The organism is Egibacteraceae bacterium (genome assembly GCA_035540635.1).
GTDB lineage: Bacteria > Actinomycetota > Nitriliruptoria > Euzebyales > Egibacteraceae > DATLGH01.
The window spans coordinates 18,713-42,073 of sequence record DATLGH010000021.1; the positions used below are offsets into that span (position 1 = coordinate 18,713).

Annotated in this window: 21 protein-coding genes; 9 read left to right on the plus strand and 12 right to left on the minus strand. The window is 72.9% G+C overall.

Annotated features, from left to right (window positions below):
• Positions 1-4: 4 nt before the first annotated feature.
• From ruvX to VM324_03915, 4 genes are read right to left on the minus strand one after another with little or no spacing between them, the layout of a single operon-like run.
• On the minus strand, positions 5-430 hold the full coding sequence (ruvX, locus tag VM324_03900; protein ID HVL98415.1) for a Holliday junction resolvase RuvX: 426 nt from the start codon (positions 428-430) through the stop codon (positions 5-7).
• Positions 431-3,091, minus strand: coding sequence for an alanine--tRNA ligase (gene alaS / locus VM324_03905; GenBank protein HVL98416.1), 2,661 nt, complete (start codon positions 3,089-3,091; stop codon positions 431-433).
• A gap of 6 nt (positions 3,092-3,097) precedes the next feature.
• Positions 3,098-3,430 (minus strand): hypothetical protein, encoded by a 333-nt coding sequence (locus VM324_03910; protein HVL98417.1) that lies wholly within the window; start codon positions 3,428-3,430, stop codon positions 3,098-3,100.
• A gap of 1 nt (position 3,431) precedes the next feature.
• Positions 3,432-3,881 (minus strand): DUF948 domain-containing protein, encoded by a 450-nt coding sequence (locus VM324_03915; protein ID HVL98418.1) that lies wholly within the window; start codon positions 3,879-3,881, stop codon positions 3,432-3,434.
• A 149-nt stretch (positions 3,882-4,030) separates the two neighbouring features.
• Here VM324_03915 and VM324_03920 point away from each other — a divergent pair, with 149 nt between their 5' ends.
• Together VM324_03920 and VM324_03925 are read left to right on the plus strand one after the other, a co-directional pair.
• Positions 4,031-4,729: a hypothetical protein gene (locus tag VM324_03920; protein ID HVL98419.1), complete on the plus strand. Its 699-nt coding sequence runs from the start codon at positions 4,031-4,033 to the stop codon at positions 4,727-4,729.
• Complete coding sequence (locus VM324_03925; GenBank protein HVL98420.1) at positions 4,699-5,544, plus strand: sulfite exporter TauE/SafE family protein; 846 nt, start codon at positions 4,699-4,701, stop codon at positions 5,542-5,544. The genes VM324_03920 and VM324_03925 overlap by 31 nt, the downstream gene beginning before the upstream one ends.
• Positions 5,545-5,585: 41 nt before the next feature.
• Here the strand turns inward: VM324_03925 and VM324_03930 are convergent, their stop codons facing one another.
• Positions 5,586-5,747 (minus strand): hypothetical protein, encoded by a 162-nt coding sequence (locus VM324_03930; protein ID HVL98421.1) that lies wholly within the window; start codon positions 5,745-5,747, stop codon positions 5,586-5,588.
• Positions 5,748-5,814: 67 nt separating this feature from the next.
• Between VM324_03930 and VM324_03935 the strand changes: the two genes are divergently transcribed.
• On the plus strand, positions 5,815-6,024 hold the full coding sequence (locus tag VM324_03935) for a dodecin family protein (GenBank protein HVL98422.1): 210 nt from the start codon (positions 5,815-5,817) through the stop codon (positions 6,022-6,024).
• Here the strand turns inward: VM324_03935 and VM324_03940 are convergent.
• Entirely contained in the window at positions 5,996-7,177 is a 1,182-nt protein-coding gene (locus VM324_03940; protein ID HVL98423.1) for a glycosyltransferase, read from the minus strand. The two genes, VM324_03935 and VM324_03940, sit on opposite strands and share 29 nt — an antisense overlap.
• Before the next feature lie 164 nt (positions 7,178-7,341).
• Here VM324_03940 and VM324_03945 point away from each other — a divergent pair, with 164 nt between their 5' ends.
• Positions 7,342-8,853: a hypothetical protein gene (locus VM324_03945; protein ID HVL98424.1), complete on the plus strand. Its 1,512-nt coding sequence runs from the start codon at positions 7,342-7,344 to the stop codon at positions 8,851-8,853.
• A complete protein-coding gene (locus VM324_03950) occupies positions 8,850-10,418 on the plus strand; it encodes an oligosaccharide flippase family protein (GenBank protein HVL98425.1) in 1,569 nt (522 codons plus the stop codon). The genes VM324_03945 and VM324_03950 overlap by 4 nt, the downstream gene beginning before the upstream one ends.
• Here VM324_03950 and VM324_03955 read toward each other — a convergent pair.
• Both VM324_03955 and VM324_03960 read right to left on the minus strand, forming a co-directional pair.
• Positions 10,409-11,263 carry a glycosyltransferase gene (locus VM324_03955; GenBank protein ID HVL98426.1) on the minus strand — a complete coding sequence of 285 codons (855 nt, stop codon included), beginning with the start codon at positions 11,261-11,263 and terminating at the stop codon, positions 10,409-10,411. The two genes, VM324_03950 and VM324_03955, sit on opposite strands and share 10 nt — an antisense overlap.
• A 10-nt stretch (positions 11,264-11,273) precedes the next feature.
• Positions 11,274-12,269, minus strand: coding sequence for a glycosyltransferase (locus tag VM324_03960; protein HVL98427.1), 996 nt, complete (start codon positions 12,267-12,269; stop codon positions 11,274-11,276).
• Positions 12,270-12,482: 213 nt separating this feature from the next.
• Here VM324_03960 and VM324_03965 point away from each other — a divergent pair, with 213 nt between their 5' ends.
• The 3 genes from VM324_03965 to VM324_03975 are packed head-to-tail and all read left to right on the plus strand — an operon-like array spanning position 12,483 to position 15,477.
• Positions 12,483-13,691, plus strand: coding sequence for a nucleotide sugar dehydrogenase (locus VM324_03965; protein HVL98428.1), 1,209 nt, complete (start codon positions 12,483-12,485; stop codon positions 13,689-13,691).
• The gene (locus VM324_03970; GenBank protein ID HVL98429.1) at positions 13,688-14,452 is read left to right on the plus strand and encodes a glycosyltransferase family 2 protein; all 765 of its coding nucleotides are present in this window, start codon (positions 13,688-13,690) and stop codon (positions 14,450-14,452) included. The genes VM324_03965 and VM324_03970 overlap by 4 nt, the downstream gene beginning before the upstream one ends.
• Entirely contained in the window at positions 14,449-15,477 is a 1,029-nt protein-coding gene (locus tag VM324_03975) for an NAD-dependent epimerase/dehydratase family protein (GenBank protein ID HVL98430.1), read from the plus strand. The genes VM324_03970 and VM324_03975 overlap by 4 nt, the downstream gene beginning before the upstream one ends.
• Here the strand turns inward: VM324_03975 and VM324_03980 are convergent.
• Positions 15,446-17,206 (minus strand): hypothetical protein, encoded by a 1,761-nt coding sequence (locus VM324_03980; GenBank protein ID HVL98431.1) that lies wholly within the window; start codon positions 17,204-17,206, stop codon positions 15,446-15,448. The genes VM324_03975 and VM324_03980 overlap by 32 nt on opposite strands.
• 67 nt (positions 17,207-17,273) lie before the next feature.
• Here VM324_03980 and VM324_03985 point away from each other — a divergent pair, with 67 nt between their 5' ends.
• The gene (locus VM324_03985; protein HVL98432.1) at positions 17,274-18,845 is read left to right on the plus strand and encodes a DUF2142 domain-containing protein; all 1,572 of its coding nucleotides are present in this window, start codon (positions 17,274-17,276) and stop codon (positions 18,843-18,845) included.
• On the opposite strand, the gene VM324_03990 is transcribed toward VM324_03985, so the two are convergent.
• The 3 genes from VM324_03990 to VM324_04000 all read right to left on the minus strand — a co-directional run bounded on the left by VM324_03990 (position 18,821) and on the right by VM324_04000 (position 23,344).
• Positions 18,821-20,395, minus strand: coding sequence for an NAD(P)/FAD-dependent oxidoreductase (locus tag VM324_03990; GenBank protein ID HVL98433.1), 1,575 nt, complete (start codon positions 20,393-20,395; stop codon positions 18,821-18,823). The two genes, VM324_03985 and VM324_03990, sit on opposite strands and share 25 nt — an antisense overlap.
• A 115-nt stretch (positions 20,396-20,510) precedes the next feature.
• Positions 20,511-21,818 (minus strand): hypothetical protein, encoded by a 1,308-nt coding sequence (locus VM324_03995; GenBank protein HVL98434.1) that lies wholly within the window; start codon positions 21,816-21,818, stop codon positions 20,511-20,513.
• Positions 21,815-23,344 (minus strand): hypothetical protein, encoded by a 1,530-nt coding sequence (locus VM324_04000; protein ID HVL98435.1) that lies wholly within the window; start codon positions 23,342-23,344, stop codon positions 21,815-21,817. Before VM324_04000 ends, VM324_03995 begins: the two co-directional genes overlap by 4 nt.
• Positions 23,345-23,361 lie beyond the last annotated feature (17 nt).

Below are 23,361 nucleotides of genomic sequence, written 5' to 3' on the forward strand. Positions count from 1 at the left end.
CGCGTCACTCCCTCGGTCTGCGCTGAGCGTCCAACCATCCCTGCAGGACGATGGCCGCGGCGACCTGATCCCGTTCGGTCCGGCGCTGCCCCCGACGCCTGCCCGCTGCGAGGAGCACCCGCTCGGCCTCGGCCGAGCTCAGGCGCTCGTCCCACAGGCTGACCTGCAGCCCTTCGTCGCCGAGCGCGCGGGCGACGGCCCGTGCGCGGGCGGTGGACGCGGTGTCTCGCCCGGACATACCCCGCGGGAGGCCGACGACAACCCGCCGGCAGCCGTGCTCCGCCGCCGCAGCGGCCACGGCGGCGGCGAGCGCCGCGGGCTCCTCGGCCGCCGGGATGGCGCCCACCGGCGTCGCGACGACCTCGCCCGGGTCACTCACCGCCAGCCCGACGCGCACCGTACCGACGTCCACCCCGAGGACCCGGCCCATCTAGCGCTGCAGCGCCTCGCGCGCCGCCCGCCGCGACGCCTCGATCGCCTCGGCCAGCCGCGCGCCGTGCCGCCCGCCGGCCTGCGCGGTGTCGCCCTTGCCTCCCGCGCCTCCGCCGACGGCGCGCGCACCGGCAGCGAGCACGTCGCGGGCCGCGAGCCGACCGGCGAGGTCGGGCGTGACCGCGGCGAACAGCTGGGCGTTCCCGTCGGGGGTGGCGCTGCCGAGCACGACGACGCCCGAGGCCATGCGGTTGCGCAGGTCGGTGGCGAGGAGCTTCAGGCTGTCGCGGTCGGCGCCCTCCACGGTCGCCGCGAGCACCTGCGCGCCGTCCACACGCTCCGCACGCTCGAGCAGCGACCCCGCGCTCGCCATGAGCGCCTGCCGGCGGACCCGCGCCATCTCCTTCTCCGTCGCGCGGAGGCGCTCCAGGAGGTCCGCGACCCGCCCGGGCAGCTCGTCCGTCGACACCTTCAGCATGCGGGCGACCTCGTCGGCGATGAGCCGCTCGCGCGAGAGGTACGCGAAGGCCTCCGGTCCGGTGACCGCCTCGATGCGCCGGAGGTTCGCGGCGATCGACCCCTCGCTCAGGACGGTGAACATCCCGACCTCCGCCGCGTGGCCGACGTGCGTCCCCCCGCACAGCTCCCGGGAGAAGTCGCCGATCTCCACGACCCGCACGTGCTCGCCGTACTTCTCCCCGAACAGGGCGATGGCGCCGAGGCGCCGCGCCTCCTCCTGGGACGTCTCCACGGTGCGGACCTCGGGGTCGGCGGCGATACGGGTGTTCACCCGCTCCTCCAGCTCGGCGACCTGATCGCGGGTGACCGCCTCGAAGTGGGGGAAGTCGAACCGGAACCGCCCCGCGTCGATCGCCGACCCGGCCTGCGCCGCGTGGTCGCCGACGACGTCCTTGAGCGTGGCATGCAGGATGTGCGTCGCGGTGTGCCCGCGCCGGATCGACGCGCGGCGGGCCCGGTCGATCTCCGCGTGGGCGTCCTGGCCGGTGTGGACCTCGCCCGCGGCGACGCGGGCACGGTGCACGACGAGCCCGTCGACGGGCGCCAGGGTGTCGAGCACCTCGATGCGGCCCGTGTCGGTCGTGATGATCCCGTGGTCGCCGAGCTGGCCGCCGCCCTCGGCGTAGAACGGCGTGGTCGGCAGCACGACCTCGAGCTCGTCGCCCTCCTCCGCGTGCTCGACGAGCCCGGAGGTGGTGAGCAGCGCGCCCAGCCGGGTGTCGGCCGCCTCGTCGGTGTAGCCGACGAACCGGACCGGGCCGACCGTGCCCGCGGCCAACCGGTAGGTGTCGAGATCCGGTCCGCGCCGCTCGCCGCCCCCGGCGCCCGCGGCCCGCGCACGGGCACGCTGGGCCTCCATGTGCTCGGCGAACGCGTCGCGGTCGAGCTCGAGGCCATGCTCCGCCGCGATCTCCAGGGTGAGGTCCACGGGGAAGCCGTAGGTGTCGTGCAGCGCGAAGGCGGTGTCGCCGGGCAGCTCCGCCGCGCCCTGCTGCTTCGCGTGGGCGATGGCCTGGTCGAGCATCGACAGACCCGTCCGCAGCGTGCGAGCGAAGCCCTCCTCCTCGGCTCTCGCGACGCGGCTGATGAGCTCGGCCTGCTCCCGCAGCTCCGGCCACGCATCCCCGAGGGTGGCGATGACCGATTCCATCATCGCCGGCATGATCGGGCGCTCCTGACCGAGGATGCGGGCGTGCCGCACCGCGCGCCGCAGCAGCCGACGCAGGACGTAGCCGCGCGCCTCGTTGCTCGGCAGCACCCCGTCGGCGATGAGGAAGCCGGCGCAGCGTGCATGCTCGGCGATGACCCGCAGGGACACGTCACGGGGGTGACGATCCGCGGTGCCGCCACCCTCGTAGGCGACACCGGTCACCTCCGCCGCCCGTTCGAGGATCGGGCGCAGGACGTCGGTCTCGTAGACGTTCGGCACGTCCTGCAGGAGCACGGCCATGCGCTCCAGGCCCATGCCGGTGTCGACGTTCTGCCGCGGCAGCTCACCGAGGAGCCCCCCGGCGTCGTCGCGCTCGAACTGCATGAAGACGAGGTTCCAGTACTCCATGAACCGCGACTCGTCGACGACCGGGCCGCCGTCGCGGCCGTGGTCGCGGCCGCGGTCGTAGTAGAGCTCGGAGCACGGGCCGCAGGGCCCTGCCGCGCCGGTCGACCAGAAGTTGTCCTCCTTGCCGCGCCGCTGCACCCGATCGGGGGCGATGTCGGTCTCGGACAGCCACAGCTGCTCCGCCTCGTCGTCCTGGGTGTAGACCGTGGCCCAGATCCGTTCGGGGTCGAAGCCGAACCCCTGGGGCGGGGGGGACACCGAGATCTCCCAGGCCCAGCTGATCGCCTCGCGCTTGAAGTAGTCGCCGAAGCTGAAGTTGCCGAGCATCTCGAAGAAGGTGAGGTGGCGGGTGGTCATCCCGACGTTCTCGATGTCGACGGTCCGGGCGCACTTCTGCACGCTCGCCGCCCGAGGGTGGCGCGGCGTCGCCTCGCCGAGGAAGTACGGCTTGAACTGGACCATGCCGGCGACGGTGAGCAGCAGGGTCGGGTCGTTGGGGATGAGCGACGACGACGGCCACACGCGATGGTCGCGTGCGGCGAAGAAGTCGAGGAACGTGCGGCGGATGTCGGTCGAGCGCATCGTGGCTTACCTGCTGAAGGGCGGCTGTTCGGTCGCTCCCCATTGTGGTGCCTGCGCGGCCCGCGGCCCATCTGCGCTCCAGCCGGGCACGTCCCGACCGCCTTCCACCACCCGGTAGGCGGCGCGCAGCTCGGCCTCTCTGGCCGCGGCCGCCGCGCGCCCCGCCGCGAGCGCTTCACGGACCCGCGACCCGAGAGCGCCCGCACGGTCGCCGGCACTCGCGGCGATCGCCTCCGGGCGCAGACGTTGCTGGGTCCGCTCGACCTTGCGGACCGCGTAGATGCCGAGCGCGACCCCCGCGCCGAGTCCCGCAGCGGTGAAGAACACCCTCCGCAGCACGCTACGACGCCTTCTTCGCCCGGCGGGCCGTGCGCAGCGCGACGCTCGTGCCCGACGCGAACGCGAGCGCCTTGATGAGCGGGTTGGCGATCGCCGCGTGCACGACTTCGGCGATGCTCTCACCGGTGGCCGAGATGTGCTGGACACTCGCGACGATGGTGTCGACGCGGGCCAGCTCGGTGTTGACCCCCGCGACGGTCTCGTTCACGCCGCTCAGCAGCGGCACGGTCTGCGCGGTGACCTGCTCGACGCTGCGGGTGAGCTCGCGCACGGTGCCGACGAGGGTCAGCAGCAGCGCCATGAGCCCGACCATGGACCCGCCGAAGGCGACGGCGGCGATGATCGCCGCGACGCCGAAGAAGCTCGCGTCGAGCAGGATGCCGGCCGCCACGAACCCCGCGGCCACGACGAGCACCACGACGACGGACGCCAGGACGCCACGAGACCTCATGGTCGTTTCCCTTCCTGGTGCAGTCGACGACGCTGTCGCGGCGCGGCCCGCCGCGCGGCAGAGCCTAGCGGACACACCGGTGGAGGTGGCGGGACGGGCGCGGGCCCTGCCGCGACTGCACAGCACCCGTCTGCCGCCATACTGGCGCCGTGAGCTGCCGAACCACCGCCCGGTGCGGGCGCGCCGTCGCCGTGTGCGCCACTACCCTGTGGGTGCTGCTGCTCGGCGCCTCTTCGGCGGCAGCGCACCCGTTCGGCCCTCCGCCGACCGCCCTCGTGTCGGCGTCCGGACATCAGGTGGTCGTGGAGTGGGGCGCCCCCACCGACGACGCCCTCGTCGTCGGGATGGCGCTCGGGGTCCTTGACGACACGAGCCTCGAGCGCTACCTCGAGGGTCCCGTGCAGGTGGCGCCGCCCGCCGCCAAGGAAGCGGAGCTGTCCGCGTCGGCGGAGCTCGTCGACTACCTGCTCGACCGGATCGTGGTCACCCAGGACGGCCGGCGCTGCGACGCCAGCGTCGCGCCGATCGACAGCTTCCTCACCGACGGCGCCCGCGTCATCCACCAGTGCCCCCGACCGGTGACGGTGGTCGACCTGCGCATCGCGATGCTCCACGACGTCCACGACGCCTACCGCACGTTCGCCGTCACCGAGGGGACGGGCACGCCGGCCCAGTCGGTGTTCACCGTGGAGCGCGCCGAGCAGCGCTGGGACTTCACCGCCTCGCCCGCTTCCGGGGCCGCCGCACGCCCCGCACGCCGGGCGTGGCTCGTGCCCGTGCTCGCGACCGTCCTCGGGCTCGCGGGCGGCGCGCTTGCGTGGAGGCGCCGGTCGGGGCAGCGGTCGTGATCAGCGCTGGTGCGCTCGCGCTGGCCCAGGCGGAGCTCGGCTGGCTGGAGGAGCACTTCGTCCGGCTCATCGACGCCGACCGCGTCGGCCTGCCGTTCGCCGCGCTCGCGCTCGCGGTGGCGGTCGGCATCGGCATGGTGCACGCGCTCGCGCCGGGCCACGGCAAGGCCGTCATCGCCGCCTACCTCGTCGGATCACGCGGGCGCCCGCGAGACGCGCTCACGCTCGGCGGGGTCGTCGCGGCGATGCACACGGGCTCGGTGCTCGTGCTCGGCCTTTCGCTGTACCTGTTCACCCGGGCGGCCGCCGGGGCGGACCGGCTCGCGCCCGTTCTGAGCCTGCTGGCGGGCCTGCTCATCGTCGCGGTCGGCGCGGGCCTCGTGCACCGCCAGGTGCGCCTGCACCGGTGCGCACACGTCCGCACGTCCGGGGAACGCGCGCCACACCACCACGACCACGACCACGGCCACGACCTGCCCGAGGAGGTGTCGCCGCTGTCCCGGCGCGGCCTCGTGCTCCTCGGCGTGTCGGGGGGCCTGCTGCCGTCACCGTCGGCGTTCCTCGTCCTGGCCACCGCCCTGTTCGTGGGCCGGGCCGCGTTCGGCCTGCTGCTCGTCGCGGCCTTCAGCGTCGGCCTGGCGGCGTCGCTGACGGCGATCGGGCTCGCGACGCTGCGCGGGCGCGACCTGCTCGCCCGCCGAGCCGTCCGCAACCCGCGCCTCGCCCGCGTCACGGGCGTCCTGCCGCTCGTGTCGGCCGTCGCCGTGCTCGCCGGGGGGCTGTGGGTGACCACCCTCGCGGCCCTGCGCCTGTAGGCTCGGCCGGCGCCGCAGCGGGGCGTGCGACGCCGCCCGGGTCAGCCGCTGGGGGCCTCGTCGTCCATGGAGTCGTCGCCCTCCCAGGCCCGGTCGACGTCCCAGGCCTCGTCGACGTCCTCGGCGTCGTCGACGCCCTTTTCGTCGGGCTCGATGTGCTCGAGCGGGTCCCGCTCGTCGTCGAACTGCGGCGTGTCGTCCATCCCACAGGTTTAGCACCTCCTGAAGGCGTGGAGGTTCAGGTGCGAACCGACCGAAAGGAGATTGGGCATGGCTGTCGCCCGTGTGACGGAGATCACGAGCACCTCGCCGACGAGCTTCGAGGATGCGATCCAGAAGGGCCTCGAGCGGGCCACCCAGACGCTGCGCAACATCGAGGGCGCATGGGTGAAGGAGATGGAGGTCCGGATGCGGGACAACGAGATCACCGACTACAAGGTGAACCTCAAGGTCACGTTCGTGCTCGAGGATCCCTCGTAGGACGGGCGTCTGGTTGCCCCGGCGGTGCGGTTCGGGGCAACCGCACGTTCGTGTGCCCGCGGAGCGGTTCTCCCAGGCGTCGGGCCCGCCACCGGCGCGGTGTCGTCGCCAGGTGGCGGACCGCCGCCACCGCGAACGCCGCACCGCTGTAGAAGTGGTAGAAGGCATGCCACGGCATGGTCCGCACCGCGAACCAGGCATCCCGCCGCTCGGCGAGGAACCGCCACAGAGGCCAGTCGAGGGCTAGGGCGGCGAGGCAGAGAGCGACGGCCCAGCCGGCGGCCGCCGCCGACGCGGTGACGAGCGCTGCGGTCGCCATGGCCGTGGCCGCTCCGGTCAGCGCCACCTTCACGCGGGCGGCCACATCGACGTTGAGATCGTTCTGCATGTGGCGGGTCAGCAGGATGAGCTCGCTCCAGGGCAGCGCGCGGAAGAAGACGTCGGCGCGGAGCAGCGACCGCCACCCCCAGCGCTTCATGTGCGTCACCTGGAGCGTCTTGACGACGTGGATGCTTCCCCCGGCCGCGCGCAGGCGGTAGCCGAACTCGATGTCCTCGATGCAGGGCCGGTCGTAGGACTCGAGGAAGCCGCCGAGCGCGTCGAAGGCGTCGCGCCGCACGAGACCGCACGCGCCCCAGAACGTGTGCCCCCGCACGCGGGCGCGCTGGTGCATGAAGTGGTTGAGGAGGTTCTTGTACTGCGAGGCGAAGTTCGTCTCGGGGGGAGCGTCGTCGTACGAGCCGATGACCGCCTGGACGTCAGGGCGCGCCGCGAGGTAGCTCGCCGCCTCGGCGATGACCGTGGGCCGTGCGAGCACGTCGGCGTCGAGGAAGAACACCACATCGCTGGCCGTCGCGGCCGCGCCGAGGTTGCGGGCCACGGCCGGCCCGCACCGGTGCGGTGTGCGCACCACCCGCACACCCTTCGCCCGGGCGAGGTCCCCTTCACCGTGGTCGGTGCCGTCGACGACGACGACCACCTCCGCGGGGCGGGGGCGCATGCGCGCCACCGCGTCCAGACAGCGGGCGAAGGCGGGCCCCCCGCGGTGCACCGGGATCACGACGGCGATGCTCGGCGTCGTCACCGTCCGCTGCGTGAACCGCTGCCCGACGGGCGCCGCGGCGGGCGCCGGCAAGCTCTCGGCAGGACGCACGGAGAAGGCTCCGATCATCGGACGGCAGGCGCGCCATCGAGGCGGCACGGGACGCTGGCAGCCTAGTCGGTCGCGGCCCGGTTTCGCCACATCCGCACCCCATGCGCGTCCGACGTCCACCCGCCCCCCGGTCGGGTCGGCATACGATCCGAGGCCACCTTCCTATGGACGTCGCCGCCGACCCTGTCCGCCGCCCCCCTCGCGGGGGCACGTTCTCCGACGCGCGGAGCGCCGCGGCGGCCGGCCGGCGGCGCGCGGTGGTCGCCGTCGCGCTGCTCGCCGCCTACGTCGCACAGCTCGCCGTCGCCGCCACCCGTCACGAGCCCTGGTTCGACGAGGCGCAGGCGTGGCTGCTCGCGCGGGACAGCGGTGTGTGGGAGCTGCTCACCCAGCGCCTGCGCTACGAAGGCACACCGGGCCTGTGGCACCTCCTGCTCGTCGTGCCCGCCCGGCTGGGGCTGCCGTACGCGACAGCGCACCTGATCGCCCTGGTGGCGGCCACCCTCGCCGCGGTGCTGCTCGTGCGCTCCAGCCCCTTTCCCCGCTGGCTGGTCGGGCTGCTGCTGTTCTCGTTCGTCCTCGGCTACCAGTACGCGGTGGTCGCTCGGAGCTACGTGCTCGTGGCCCCCCTGCTGTTCGCCCTGGCCGCGATCTACCCCCGCAAGGCGACGGCGGTGTGGCCCTTCGTCGGCCTGCTCGCACTGCTCGCCAACGTCAGCGCCCACGGCACGCTCATCGCGGCCTGCATCGCGGCCGTGCACCTCCTCGACGTCGTGCGCTCCCGCAACGCCCTGTCCCGCCGGGCCCTCGCCCACCACGCGGCGGCGCTGGCGTCGCTCGCCGTGGCCGGCCTGCTCGTCGTGGCCCAGCTGTGGGTCCCCGACGACCACCTGCCGCGCGCGGGCTACGTGCCCCCCGGGGGCGCCGACCTCGTCGCGGTGATGGCGACGACGGCCAACCGGGCACTGGCCGACCACGGGCTGCTCACGTGGGCAGCCATCGTCGTGTCGGCCTGGTGGTTCGCCCGGCGGGGGACCCTGCTCGTGTGGCTGCTGCCCACGGTCGGGCTGCTCGCGTTCTTCGCGAGGGTCTACCAGAGCGCCTGGCACGACGGTCTGCTCGTGCTCGTGTGGGTGTTCGCCCTGTGGGTGAGCTTCACCGCGGCCCCCATGGCCGGACGCCTCGACCGCGGGCTCCGGACGGCCCTGCTCGCCGTGACGGCCGCCGTCCTCGCCGTGCAGGTGACCTGGTGGGCGCAGACCTGGTACCACGACGTCACGCAGCCGTACTCGGGGAGCCCCGCGCTCGCGGCGTACCTCGACGAGCTGGACCTCGATCGTCGGGTGGTGTGGGGGCGGGAGTTCCACAGCCTCGGCGTCCTGCCCTACTTCCCGGCGAACATCTACGACAACCTTCACGGCGGTGATGCGCGCGCCTACCTCAGCTGGCAGCGCCCCTATCCGCTGGTGGACGACGACGAGGCGATACGCGAGGCCCTGCCCGACCTCGTGGTCTGGGGTGTGAAGTTCCCCGGTCACGAGCACGTCACCGTCCTCGACACCTACGACGTCGAGGCCTTCTTCCCCGGCGAGATCTTCTACAAGGACCGGGTCCTCGAGCAGGACGCGTTCTACCTCCTGCGCCGCAAGGACCCCGGGCAGGGCGCCGGGCGGTGAGCGGGCCACCACCGCTGCCCTCGGCAGAGCCGCCGAGTGGGGTCGACCCCGTCGTCGACGCGGCGCTTCCCGGCCTGCGGGGACGCTCCGCGCGCGGCGGAGCGCTCCTGCTCGGCGCCCAGGCGGTGCTGTTCATCGCGGCGCTCGCGTCCACGGCGGTGCTCGCCCGGGTGCTCACCGTGCGCGACTTCGGTCTGTTCTTCATGGTCGCCGTGCTCGTGAGCTTCGTGAGCAGCTTCCGCGACTTCGGCTTCCCCATGGCGACCGTGCACGCCCCTCACATCGAGCAGCGCGCGGTGAGCGCGCTCTTCTGGCTGAACGCCCGCCTCAACGCCGCCCTGCTCGTCGCCATGGTCGCGCTCGCTCCGCTGCTCGCGTGGTTCTTCCGCGAGCGCCAGCTCGTCGCGATGACCGTCGTGCTGGCGGCGAGCCTGACCGCCAACGGGCTCACGAAGATCCACCTCGGGCTGCTCCGCCGCGAGCTGCGCTTCGCCGCGGTGACGGCGATCACCGTCACCGCGGCGCTCGCCGGCGTCGCGGTGGCGATCGTCGCGGCGCTCGCGGGCGCCGGCTTCTGGGCCCTCGTCCTCCAGCAGGTGGTCCAGCACGTCGGCGAGACGGTCGGGCTCTGGACCGCCTGCCGCTGGCGCCCGAGCGGGCCCGCCCGCGCCCCGCACGGTGACGAGGCGTACACGGCACTGCGCCGCTACGGCGGTGACGTCACCGTGGCCCGGGTGCTCACCCACGTCGCCCAGAACCTTGACGCCGTGCTCGTCGGGCGGTTCGTCGGCACGGTGGCGCTCGGGCTCTACCAGAACGCCTACCGCTGGGCCACCGTGCTGCTCGAGCAGCTCTACACGCCCTTGCAGGCCGTCGTGGTGGCGACGCTCAGCCGGGTGCGCGACGACACGGAGCGCTACCGCTCGCACTTCCGCGCCGTCGTGCGCGCGGTGATGGCCGTCGTCGTGCCCGCCCTCGTCCTGCTGTTCCTCGAGGCCCGTGCCTTCGTCCTCGTGCTGCTCGGTCCCCAGTGGGTCGAGGCGATCCCCCTGTTTCGGATCCTGCTCGTCGGGGCGCTCGCCGCCAACGTGCCCTTCGTGCTGAAGTGGGTCTACTACTCCGAGGGGCAGACGCGCCGGCAGCGGAGCTGGGCCTTCATCGCCACGCCGGTGACGGTGGTCGCCGTAGCCGCCGGTGTCGCGGGGGGCGCCACCGGGGTGGCGGCCGGCTTCGCCGCCTCGCAGGTCGCGCTCACCTACCCGGCGGTCCGCTACTGCCTCGCCCGCTCGGGACTCCGCGAGCGGGACTTCTGGTCGGTCGTGTGGCGCCCCGCCGTCACGTCGCTGCTCGCTGCGGGCGCGGTCGTCGCCGCCCAGCGCGCGGGGCTCGTCTGGGACCGCCAGCTCTACCACCTCATCGCCGCGACGCTCTTCTTCGGGGCCGCCTACGCGGGCTCCTGGGTCATGACGCCGGGCGGGCGCACCGAGCTGGCGGCGATGTGGCGGGTCGTCACCGCGTTGCGGGACAGCGGCGAGGAGCTCGGCGACGCACCTGCTCAGAGGTAGACGACCCGCTGACGGATGCTGCCCTGCACCTGACCGACCGCGATCCCCACGTCGTACAGCCACCGGCCCCAGCCAGCCCGGTCCCGCACGAGCGGCAGACGGACCACGAAGCTCAGCCATTTGAGCACCACCCAGGGCAACGGCCGCCGGGGCATGCCGCTCGACCGGAAGGCCCGGTAGTAGGCGGCGCTCGACCGGCCGTAGCGCCGGGCCTGGCGGAAGATGCCCGCGAGGTCGGTGCGGTAGCGGTAGTGCACGACCGCGTCGGGTACGAACCGCAGGGGCACCCCGGCGAGCTGCACCCGCCAGCAGAAGCCGACGTCGTCGCCGTAGCGCCGCCCGGTGGGGAACCCACCGACCGCGTCGAACACCGACCGCACGACGCCGAGCGTGCCGCCGAACGCCCACGGCAGGAAGCCGAACACGTCGTTGAGGTCACGCTCCTGCTCGACGAGCCGCGTCCGGGCGACCCAACCGGTGTTGAGGGTCCGCGTCTCCAGCCGCGCGGCGACGAAGTCGCTCCGCTCGAGGGCGGCGGCCATAGCCTGGAGGTAGCCGGCGCCCGCACGGTCATCGGCGTCGAGGAAGAGCAGCGCCTCGCCCGAGGCCGCCGCCGCCCCGGCGTTGCGGGCGTGGGCGACCCCCGAAGCGCCGGCCGCCACGATGCGCAGGGCGGGCAGCCGGGAACGGAACGAGGCGGCGACGGCCCGCGTCGCGTCGGTGGAGGCGTCGTCGACGACGACGACCTCCCAGGCCCCCCGGTAGTCCTGGTCCGCCAGGGCGGTGAGCTGACCCCCGAGGAGCCGCTCCTCGTTGTGGCAGGGGATGACGACGCTGAGGCGCACGGCGGCGGCTCTAGATGCTGAAGCGGTCCGGGATGGCGTCGGGGCGCACCGTCGCGACGAGGTAGCCGGCCATCCTCACCGCCGCGTAGGTCATGCTCAGGGCGAGGACCGCGGGGACGCCCGTGCCGTCCAGGCCGACGTGGGTGCGGTAGCGCAGGATGCGGAACAGGCCGCGACCGGTCTCCAGGGCGTTCTGCGCGACCCCGCGCGCCAGGACGAGCGCCGGGGCGTCGTGACGCCGCCGGACCTCGACCGCGCGGTCGTGCCCGTCGTAGAGCGCCCGGACGAGGAAGTGGCGCAGGCCGTTCGGTGGGGGGTGGGCGACCTTCGCCCGCGGGTTGCACCAGACGGTGATGCCCTCGTCGCGAAGCATCATCGACAGGGTGGTGCAGGCGCCCCGCGCCCGCCCGTCACCGGTCGGGAAGGGATGGGCGGCGAGGGTCGCGCGCCGGAAGGCGACGCTGTTGGCGTAGAACTGCCGGGCGGGTCGCACGGGCCCGTGCTCGGTGCGCAGCGGGAAGAACCACGTCAGGGCGAACATCTTCGAGTAGAGGGACGTCGCCTCGATGTAGGGGTTGCTGCCGACGACCTCGACGTCGGGGCGGGAGAAGGGTTCGAGAAGGTTGGCGAGCCAGCCCTGCTCGGGGACGACGTCGCTGTCGAGGAACACGACGATGTCCCCCCGCGCCCGGCTCGCCCCCGCGTTCTTCAGGTCGTAGTAGTGCAGACCCCGCACCGCGATGAGCTCGACGCTGACCGCTTGGTGGCGGTCGAGGCGGCTCGCGGCGACGGCACGCTCCACCATCGCGCGGTCGACCTCGCCGTCGTCGAAGAGCACGAGCGCCTCCGCCGGCCAGCCGAGGTCGGCCACCTGCCGGCCCAGGGTGGTGAGCATCCGCAGCGCCCGCTCCGCCTCGGCGAGGAGCACGTTCTCCCACTCGATGACGATCGTGAGCCGCGGCGTGGTCGCGTGCGCCTCCTGCGTCGCGGCGGCGGTGGCCGTCACGGGCGATCCCTCCCTTCGTGGACGGCGGCAAGCGTAGCGCCGGCGCGGGCGAACGCCCCGGCGCGCAGGCCGGCGAGCAGGCGCTTGTGCTCGCGTGCCGACCGCGAGGACGGCGACGAGCGCGAGGACGACCGGGCGCACCATGACCGGCCTGCAGGGTGGCGCCAACTGGTGCCCCGGCCGCTGCCGGGTGATACTGCCGGGGTCGTGAGCATGGTGCATCCCCCTCGCCCCTTCCCCTGTGATGTCGTCGTCGTCGGCGGCTGTGGACACGTCGGCCTGCCACTGGGCATCGCCCTCGCCGACCGCGGACTGCGGACGGTCCTCTACGACACGAGCGAGCCGAGCGTCAAGCTTGTGAACGACGGGGTCCTGCCGTTCAGCGAGGAGGGCGCAGGCCCCCTGCTCGAGCAGGTCACGGCGAGCGGGCGCCTTTCGGCTTCGAGCGACCCGGCGGTCGTCGGCACCGCCGAGCACGTCGTCGTCGTCATCGGCACGCCGGTCGACGAGCACCTCAACCCCGATCCGCGCGCCATCCCGCGCGCGCTCGGGGGGTGTGCGGAGCACTTCACCGACGGGCAGGTCCTCATCCTTCGCAGCACCGTGTACCCGGGCGTGACGGCCCTCGTCGAGGAGATGATCGCGGCCCTCGGCTGCGACATCGACGTCGCCTTCTGCCCGGAGCGCATCGCCGAGGGCCGGGCCATGACGGAGCTCTACACGCTGCCCCAGCTCGTCGCCTCGCGCACCGACCGGGGCCGGCAGCGGGCAGCGCAGCTGTTCTCCACGCTCACCGACGACATCGTGCACCTCGATCCGGAGGAGGCGGAGCTCGCGAAGCTGTTCACCAACACCTGGCGGTACATCAAGTTCGCCACCGCGAACCAGCTCTACATGATGGCCAACGACTTCGGCCTCGACTACGAGCGCATCCGCTCGGCCCTGGCCCACAACTACCCGCGGGCGGCGGACCTGCCGGGCGCCGGGTTCGCGGCCGGACCCTGTCTGTTCAAGGACACGATGCAGCTCGCGGCCTTCAACAACAACAACTTCACGCTCGGGCACGCCGCGATGCTCGTCAACGAGGGGCTTCCCCTCTACGTCGTGGCGCGTCTCGAGGAGCGCTACCCGCTGCGGGAGATGACCGTGGCGATTCTCGGCATGGCGTTCAAGGGCGACTCCGACGACATCCGCTCGAGCCTGTCCTACAAGCTCAAGCGCATCCTCGAGTTCAAGGCCGGCCGGCTGCTCTGCAGCGATCCGCACGTGACCGTGGACGCGGACCTCGTACCGCTGGAGACGGCCATCGAGGAGGCCGACCTGCTCGTCATCGGCGCACCCCACTCCGCGTACCGCTCCCTGCGCACCGACAAGGCCGTCGTCGACATCTGGAACCTCATCGGCCAGGGTGTCCGGGTGTGAGCCCCCGCGTCTCCATCGTCCTCCCCGTCTACGACGAGGGGGAGGACATCGTCCCCATCCTGGACCGGATCTTCGAGGGTGTCACGCTGCCCTGCGAGGTGCTCGGCGTCTACGACACCGAGGACGACACCACCGCGCCGGTCCTCGACGCCTACGCGGACAAGGACCCGCGGGTGATCCCGACGCTGAACACCTACGGTCGGGGGCCGGCGAACGCGATCCGCTTCGGCATCGACCGGGCGCGGGCGCCCTGCGTCGTCGTCACGATGGCCGACGGCAGCGACGATCCCCGCCAGATCGACGACCTGGCCCGGCTCGTCGAGCGCGGCGTCGTCGTCGCGGCGGCGTCGCGCTACGCCCCGGGCGGTCAGCAGGTCGGCGGGCCACCCCTCAAGGGCTTCCTGTCCCGGCTGGCCGGGCTCACGCTGCACTGGCTGTGTCGCCTCGGCACCCGGGACGCGACGAACTCCTTCAAGGCCTACCGGACCGCGTTCGTGCGGCAGGTCGGCATCGACAGCCGGGGAGGCTTCGAGATCGGACTGGAGCTGACAGCCAAGGCGCGCCGGCTGCGGCTGCCGATCGCCGAGATCCCCACGATCTGGCTGGAGCGCCAGGTCGGCCTGTCCAACTTCAAGCTCGCGAAGTGGATCCCCCACTACCTGTACTGGTACCGCTTCGCCTTCGGCCGCCGCCTGGACCTCGACGGGCTGCGCGCCGCGACCGCCGGGCTGCGGGCCGCAAACGACAAGGAGCGGACATGACGGACAGGGTGCTCGTGAGCGGCTCGGCGGGCTTCATCGGCGGCTACCTCGTCGAGGAGCTCCTCGGCCGGGGCTACGAGGTCGTCGGCCTCGACAACTTCTCGAAGTACGGCCGCGTCGCGAAGTCCTACGACGACCATCCGCGCTACCGCTTCGTCGAGGGTGACGCCGCCGACACCGCGGTCGTCGCCGACCTGCTCGCCGAGTGCGACCACTTCGTGGCGGGCGCCGCGATGATCGGGGGCATCTCCTACTTCCACGCCTACGCCTACGACCTGCTCGCCACGAACGAGCGGATCACCGCCGCGTCCTGCGACGCGGCGATCGCGGCGCACCGCCAGGGGCGCCTGCGCAAGGTCACGTACATGAGCTCGTCGATGGTGTACGAGTCGACGAGCTCCTGGCCCTCCGCGGAGGGCCAGGAGCGCGAGATCCCGCCGCCGCTGTCCTCCTACGGCTTCCAGAAGCTCGCCGTCGAGTACTTCGCCCGGGCGGCGTACGACCAGTACGGCCTTCCCTACACGATCGTGCGGCCGTTCAACTGCGTCGGCGTCGGTGAGGCCCGGGCGCTCGGCGGAACGGAGGTCCTGTCGGGAAACGTCAAGCTCGCGATGAGCCATGTCGTCCCCGACCTCGTCCAGAAGGTGCTCAAGGGCCAGGATCCACTGCACGTGCTCGGCTCCGGCGAGCAGGTCCGCCACTACACCTACGGCGGCGACCTCGCGCGCGGCATCGTGACGGCGATGGAGCACCCCGACGCGCTGAACGAGGACTTCAACCTGTCGACCGCGGAGTCCACGACGGTCCTCGAGCTCGCCGCGCTCATCTGGCGCAAGATCAAGGGCCCCGACGTCCCGTTCCGCTGGGTCTCCGAACCCGGCTACGCCCACGACGTGCAGCGGCGCATCCCGGCCACCGAGAAGGCCAAGCGCGTGCTCGGCTTCGAGGCGACCACGAGCCTCGACGAGATGCTCGACGAGGTCATCCCGTGGATCAGCCAGGCGGTCGACGAGGCACGGATATGAGGCGGGGGGCGGTCGCCTCCGCGCCCTCGTCACGCTCGAGCAGGTACAGCGACGCGTCCTGTCCCCACTGCGGGTAGCCGCGGACATCCACGATCGTGTACCCGTGCAGGGGGTGGCCCGCGACGACGAACCGTGAGTCCGTCGCGGGCGCGAAGAGGTCGCCCACCCACCACGGCCCCTGCGGCGTGCGCTGGGTGATCCCCAGGTCCCGCGACAACTCGTAGAGATGGTAAGCGTCCCAGCTGTAGCCGGCGTCGAGCTCGGTGAGCGCGACCCCGCTCGCGTGGGCGTTCCGCGCGAGGTCCCACACCGCGTGCTGGAAGCGCAGGTGGTCGCGGGTCCCCTGGACGGACAGCACGGCCCCGAGGACGACCGCGGCCCAGGCCACCGGTACGAGCATCCGCACGTCGCGCAGCGCCCACAGCGTGAGCGCGATGGCTAGGGGCGCGATCGGCACGAGATAGCGGTCGAAGGACAGGTAGGAGTCGGCGAACAGCAGCGAGGGAACGGCCGTCGCGACCGCCTGGACCGTGATCATGACGGCGACGAGCCCCGCCGGCCCCCGCCAGGCGGCCTCGTCACCACGGGCCGTCCGTGCCCCGAGGGCCACGGCGAGCACGAGAGCGCTCGCGGCGCATGCCGCGGTGAGGGCGATCTCCCCGCCGGCGCCGAGGACCGTCGGGCGGCCGCCGATGATGTCGGACGGTCCGAGCCCCCAAGGCCCGAGGAACTGCGGAACCGAGGGCATCGCCCAGCGCGAGAACCCGGCCAACCCACCGCCGACGATGGCCGCGCACGCCGCGACGAGGAGCCAGCCACGGCCGCTGGCCCGCCGGGCGAGAAGCGCGACGGCCCCGAGCGCCCCGACCACGAGAGGAACGACGAAGAGGCCGGTGTACATCACGTGGATGTACGCCATGCGCCCGACGTGGAGCAGGAGGTCGTCCCATCCGGCGTCGCGTATGGCCTCGCGGAACAGCTCCTGCGTCGCGGACTCGCCGACCACCGCCGAGCCGAAGAGGGTGAAGGCCAAGGCGGTCAGGGCGGGCACCACGGCGACGCGAGCGAGCGTCGCCGCACCTGAGCGGTCGGGCCGCACCCGGCCGGTCACGAGGAGGAAGGCGACAACGCCGACGGGCACGAGCACGCCGGTCGCACGCTGGAGGTAGGCGAGCGCCGCGGCGACCGACCCCCACCACAGGAAGCGGTCCGCACGGGCGTCCCCCCGCAGGCCGCGCGCGTAGCACGCGACGGCCACGACGACGAAGCCCGCCGAGTACAGGTCGGTCATGAAGGTGTAGCTCAGCGCGAAGACGAGCGGGCTGAACAGGAACGCGGCCGTACCGAGCGCACTGCGCTCCCGCCCGACCTCGAGCGCCCGGCAGAGGCCGTACAGCCCCGCGGCGGTGAGCCCGACGAACGTCACCGTCGCCAGCCGCGCAGCGCCGAACACGTTGTCGGTCATGGCCGCGAAGGGCGCCGCCCACAGCACCTGGAAGACGGCGGACGGCGCGGAGATCTCGAAGATGACGAGGCGGCCCTCGTCGAGGAGGATCTCCAGGGAGCGGGTCCAGATCCAGTCGTCGTTCACTGCGGCGGGAACCATGACCGGGACGAATGGCAGGACCGCGGCGTACGCGCCGAGGACCACGGCGAGCAGCCAGTGACGCCGGACCAACGCCACCCCCCCGGGGGTGGACGTGCGCAACCGCTGGAGGGGCCAGAGCATTCGCAGGACTATAGCGAGCGCTTCCACCCTCCGGCCGTGCTTGCTCGGCGTCGGCGCTGACGTCACCATGGCGCCCTCGGACACCGGCTTTGAACCGGAGGATCTCACGCGCGCCACGCAGTCAGCCAAGCTGCCGCCGGTGCTCGCCGTCGGCGCCTTCGGGCTGCTGCTGCTCGGCTGGGTCGTCGGCAACCCGCCGCTCGCCGGACCCGACGAGTCGGGCCACTACGCCCGTGCGCTCGGCATCACGACGGACGGCCTCGTCGGCGCCTCCGTCAGCGGCTACGCACCGCCCGACCTCGACCCGTTGCAGCGGGCCATCGTCGCCCAGGCCGTCCGCGAGGTGACGCTGCCGCCCGGTCTCGCCCCCCAGGACCGCTCGTGCTTCCTGCACCGCCCCGCCGAGTCGGTGGCGTGCCTCGACCGGGCCCCGCCTGCGCCTGCCGAGCCGGTCGCCTGGGTGACCAACGTCGGCACCTACCAGCCCGCCTTCTACGTTCTGCCGGGTTACCTCGCGCGCCTCGGACCGACTCCCGAGGTCGCGGCGGGTATCGGCCGGGGCGTCAGCGCAGCCACCGCCCTGGCCTTGCTCGCGCTGGGTATCGCGGCGCTGTGGCGCCCCGGCGCGGGAGGCCTGCCGCTCGTCGGGCCACTCGTGGCGGTCACGCCGATGGTGGTGTTCACGGCGGCGGCCCTGAACCCGAGCGGACCTGAGATCGCGGCGGGCTTCGCCCTGGCGGCCGGGCTGCTCCGCATGGCCCGGGATCCCGCACCGCCCGCCTGGGTGTGGGGCGTGACCGGTGTGGCGGGCGCCGCGCTCGTCCTCGGGCGTTCCATCGGCCCGCTGTGGCTGGCGGTGCACCTGCTCGTGTTCCTCGTCGTGAAGGGACCCTCGGCCACGGTGGGGCTCGTGCGCACCCGGCCTGCTCGTGCCGCGGCAGCGGCCGTGGTCGTCGGGGTCGCCCTCGCGGGCAATCTCGCGTTCGAGGCGGCCTACGGGCTCGAGGTGAGGGTCGACCCGCGACCGCTCGGACCGAGCCTCGTGGCCGCGTGGGAGTTCACCCGCGAGGCGATCATCCGGCACGCGGTCGGCGTCTTCGGCCATCTCGATGTGCCACTGCCGAGCGTCCTGTACTGGACGTGGTGGTCACTGACCGCCGGACTGTGGGGACTCGCCCTCGTCGTCGGGACCATGCGCCAGCGGACGGCCCTCGCCTTGTCGAGCGCGGGGGTGCTCATGGCCCCGGTGCTGCTCGAGACCCTCGTGCTCCGCCACCACGGCTTCCACATCCAGGGCCGCCACGTGCTCCCGATCCTTGTGATCGTGCCGTTGCTCGCCGGTGAGATCGTCGCCGAGCGCCGGGCGCGGCTGCCGCGCCGATCCGCCGCAGTGGTGCCGGCGGTCACCAGCCTCACCGTCGCCGGAGTGCACGTCCTCGCCTGGTACACGAACGGCCGGCGCGCGGCGGTGGGAATCCCGGGCTCGTGGGCGTTCCCGCTCGGACCGGAGTGGGCCCCGCCGGGTAGCTGGCTGCCCTGGCTGGCGGTGGTCGTCACCGGGTCGGCCCTGCTCGCGGTGGCGGCGCTCACCGCCACGGCCACAGGCCGCCGCGATCACGCCGCGTCGTCGGTCCCCTGACCGGCGGTCAGGCGCTGCGGGAGCAGCCGGCCGGCGGTGTCGTGGTCCTCTCCGGCCTCCTCGTGGTACTCCGCGTCGGTGTTGACGTTCCACGGGTCCCACTGCTCGCCGAGGAGGTTCCGGGCCGCGAGCATCGCGGTCATCATCGAGTGGTCCTGGTTGTTGTACTTGTGCATGCCGTTGCGCCCGACGAGCTGGAGGTTGCGGAGGTTGTCGCGGATCCATCCCCACACCGTCGCGACGTTGTCCCGGTAGTGCTCGTCGTAGACCGGATAGGCCTTGCGCATACGTACGGTGGTGCCGTCGACGATCTCCTCGGGCCGGGCGAGCCCGATGCGGGCGATCTCTCGGCTGCCGAGCGCGCGCAGCGCGTCGTCGTCCATCTCCCACAGCGTGTCGCCCTCGGTGCAGAAGTACTCGAGTCCCAGCGCCGTCTGGCTGGGGTCGGGGACCATGAACGGGCTCCAGTTCTTGAAGTTCTGGACGCGCCCGAGGTGCACGGCCGGGTCGTGGATGTAGATCCAGTTGTCGGGGAAGAGGTCGGGCCGGTCGACCACGAGGACGACGGTGAGGAAGTCGCGGTAGCGCAGGGCGTTCGCCGCCTCGATCACCTGCTGCGGTGGGGTGGGGTCGATCATCCCGACGAGGTCGCGGATCGGCAGCGTCGAGATGAAGTCGGTCCCCGCGTACGCCTTGGATCCGTCGCTCGCGTCGACGAGCACCTCGCACACCCGCCCTCCGGCGTGACGGATGCCGACGACACGTTCACCCATGTGCACGTCGTTGCCCGCTGCCCGCACCTGCTCGGTCGCGCGCTCCCACATCATCCCGGGGCCGTACTTCGGGTACTCGAACTCCTCGATGAGGGTCTTGATGACCTCCCCGTTCTTCTTCCCGGCCCCACCACGGCTCGCCAGCACGGCGTTCTTGACCGCTTCGACGAGCGAGAGGCCCTTGATGCGCTGGGCCGCCCAGTCCGCGGAGATCTCCGAGCAGGGCATACCCCAGACCTTCTCGGTGTAGGTCTTGAAGAAGATCGAGAACAGCCGGTTCCCGAAGCGGTTGACGATCCAGTCCTCGAAGCTGTTTTCGGGCTTGCGGGGGAACGCCTTCGCTTTGCCGTAGCTCAGCACGCAGAGGACCGACGTGGCCAGCCCGAGCTTGCGCAGGGCGTCGAAGGCCCGAAGCGGGTACTGGAAGAAGCGCCCGTTGTAGTAGATCCGTGACAGCCGGGGGACGGTCAGCCAGTCGTCGTCGTCGAGGATCTCGTGCCAGACGACCCGGACGTCGTCGGCCTTCGTGAAGAACCGGTGCCCGCCGATGTCGAAGCGGAAGCCCTTGTAGGAGGCGGTGCGGGCGATCCCCCCCACCGTCTCGGGGTCGGCTTCGAGGACCTCGACCGGCACGCCCGCCCGCGTGAGCTCCCACGCGGCGGTGAGGCCGGCGGGGCCGGCCCCCATGACGACGACGCGGCGCCCGTCTCCTCCCGCTCCGGCGTGCGCGTCGGCGCGTGGGGAGGTGCTCTGGGTCGCGGTCGGTTCGGACGTCATGGCTGCGCTACCCCTCGTCGTCGGCGGTGGGGAGGTCATCGGGTCCGAGCGGCGGTGCACGGGACGGCGCGCGCCAGCGGACGTCTCGGGCGAGATGACGCACGAGGACGCAATGCTACGAGTCGTCCGATGCGGCGGCAAAGGCCCGCGCCCTCCCGCGGGCGCTCGCGAGCACCGCCACGAGCAGGCTCAGCAGCGCCACCAGCTCGCCGATCATGAACGCGATCGCCACCCGCAGCGTGGGGGTGCCGGCGAGGACGGCGACGAGCGTGACACCGGCGGCGAGGCCGGCGAGCCACGGCGCGACGAGGCGCGACTCCGCGCGCATCCCGATGAGGAGCTGGTTGAGCAGCAGCGCCCCGCAGGCGAGCAGCACCGTCGCCGCGGCAGTCGCCGCGAACCAGGAGGGCGGCCGGAAGCTGGCGCCGAAGAGCAGCGCGATGACGGGCGGCCCGAGCCACCACGTCACGGCGGCGCCCAGGGCCGCAACCAGGAGCGTGGCGCCGCCGAGGACGAGTGCGATCCGGCGCAGCCGCGCCCACTCTCCCCGCCGCGCCATGCGGGTGAGCGGGGGCAGCACCCGTGACAGCATGCCGCCGACGGCGAAGACGAGCGGCACCCGCGCGGCGGTGACGGTGACGAAGAACACCGACACCTCGCCTGCTGCGGCGCCGAGCAGGATCAGCACGAGCGGGCCGGCGGCCAGCAGGCTCTGCGACGCGGCGTTCGCGAGGGTCGTCGAGGCGAGGAAACGGGTCGTCGACGACTCCGGTGGCGGTGGCGGCGCCGGAGCCTCTCCCTCCGCCGCTTGGGGCCTGCGTCGCTCGCGCAGGAACCACGCGAGCACGATGCCGGGCCCGAGGGGCATCACCCAGGCGAGCGCGGTCGGCGTGGCGACGACGCTCAGCACCGCCAGGGTGACGAGCAGGCGCGCGACCGACTCACCGCCGGTGACGATGCCGTAGGAGCGGAAGCGCCCGACGCCAGCCAACCAGCCGCGCAGCATGACGAGGACGCCGTAGCTCAGCACGAGGAGGGCCGCGACGGCGGCCAGCTCGCCGAGGCCGCCGAACAGCGCCTCACGGTAAGCGAAGGTCAGGCCGCCGATGAGCGCGGCGATCACGGTGAGCCAGGCGGTCACGGCCGCGGTCTGACGCCGGACGACCCCCGGGGCCCCGTCTGCAAGGGTGACGGCCCGCGTGAGGTTGGCCTCGACCGAGAGCAGGACGATGGCGATGATCAGGTACTGGATGGTCCACAGCACCGAGATGGGCGCGTAGGCCTCCTCACCGAGGCTGCGGGTGCCGGCGATCTGGAACAGGTAGGCGGCGACCCCGGAGACGAGCGAGCCGAGGACCACCCAGGTCGTCGCACCGGTCCGCCGACCGGCGCCGCGCAGCAGGGGCGGGGCGGTGATCCTCACCGGTCGGCTGTCCGCCGCAGGATGACGAACGCGTCCCGCTCGACCACCCGGTTCTTCCAGAAGACGTCGCCGTCGAAGGCGGCCGCGACCTCGTAGCCCCGGATGTTGGGGATCCGCCGCTGCCGGGGGAACTTCACGCCCCACACGATGGTGTCGGGCTGCGCGTCGAGGATGGCGCGCCGGCTCTCCTCGAGCAGCGGCGGGTCCGACCAGTGCCAGTACGCGGCGTCGCCGGCCGCGTAGTTGTCGAAGATGTTGCGGTCGAAGTAGGGCTGGATGCCGAAGGCGTGGAAGCCCGTTGCCCATACCGTGCCGTCCACGAGGCGCTCGTCGGCGAGGTAGGCCGCCGCGGCGGGGCTCGCGGAGTACGGACGGACGACGTCGTGCGAGGCCGAGTTGGCCCACCACACGGCGTGGACGACGAGGACCCCGGAAAGGGCCGCCAGGCCGACGAGGCGGGCCCACCGGCGGGTCAGGTCGTCGGCCGGCCAGCGCTCCAGCGACACCCAGTACACGAAGACCCACACGAGGAAGGGCACCCCGTCGTGCCAGTAGTTGTGGTACTTCACGACCGAGAGTCCGAGCAGCGCTGCGGTCGGCAGCACCCACAGCGCGAGGGTCCCCGCCCGGTGAAACCACCATCCGGACATCGCCACGGCCAGCCCGGAGAACAGAAAGCTGCCGGTCAGCGCGCTGTTGTAGACCCTCGCGCCCGTCGGCAGCCACGTGACGACGTCGAGGTTGGTGTCCCCCCCGATGAGCAGGTCCGGCGGCGGCCAGAGCTGGGCGACGAGGAGCGCGCCGAGAGCGGCGAGCCCGGCCGCGGCCTGCACGTGGCGCCTGGCCAGAGCGGGGTGCATGTGGTGGCGCTCACGCCACCGCTCCCACAGGTGCAGGGCGGCGAGAGTCCCGGCGATGAGCAGGCCGTGGACGCTGACGTTGGCGAGCAGCACGAGCAGCACGGTCAGTCGGGTCACCCGCGTCGCCCGGTCCGGCCACACCCTGGCGAGCAGGAACAGCAGCAGCGGCAGGAGGACGTAGCTCCGGGCGACCACGGCGTACTGGTAGCCGATCACGAACGAGAAGAGCAGCAGCGCCGTGACCGGGAGGGGGAACGGTCCGTGGCGGACGAGGACGTAGGCGCCCCCGAGCGCGACCGCAACGGCGAGGGCCTGCATGCTCGCGTAGGGTGCACCGAGCTTCGCGAGCGGCAGGAGCAGCAGGTGCCACAAGCCCGGGGTGCCCTCGTAGCGAAGCTGGCCGGCCAGCAGGTCCCACAGGGACAGGTCGCGTGCGAGCAGCCACGCCTGAGCCTCGTCGAACCAGGGCTCATGACGGACCGCCACGACGACGAGCTGGGCCGCGTAGGCGGCGAGCAGCACCCAGCGCCAGGCCGGGTGTGCCCTGGACCGCCCCCGCGCGAGGCGGTTCACGGGGCCGGGCAGCCCCTCGACCACCCGGGCGGTGCGGGCACCGGCCCACCGGGGCACGAACGGTGGGGCCTCTGCCACGGAGTACGCCCCCATGCCGGAAGCGCCCGAAC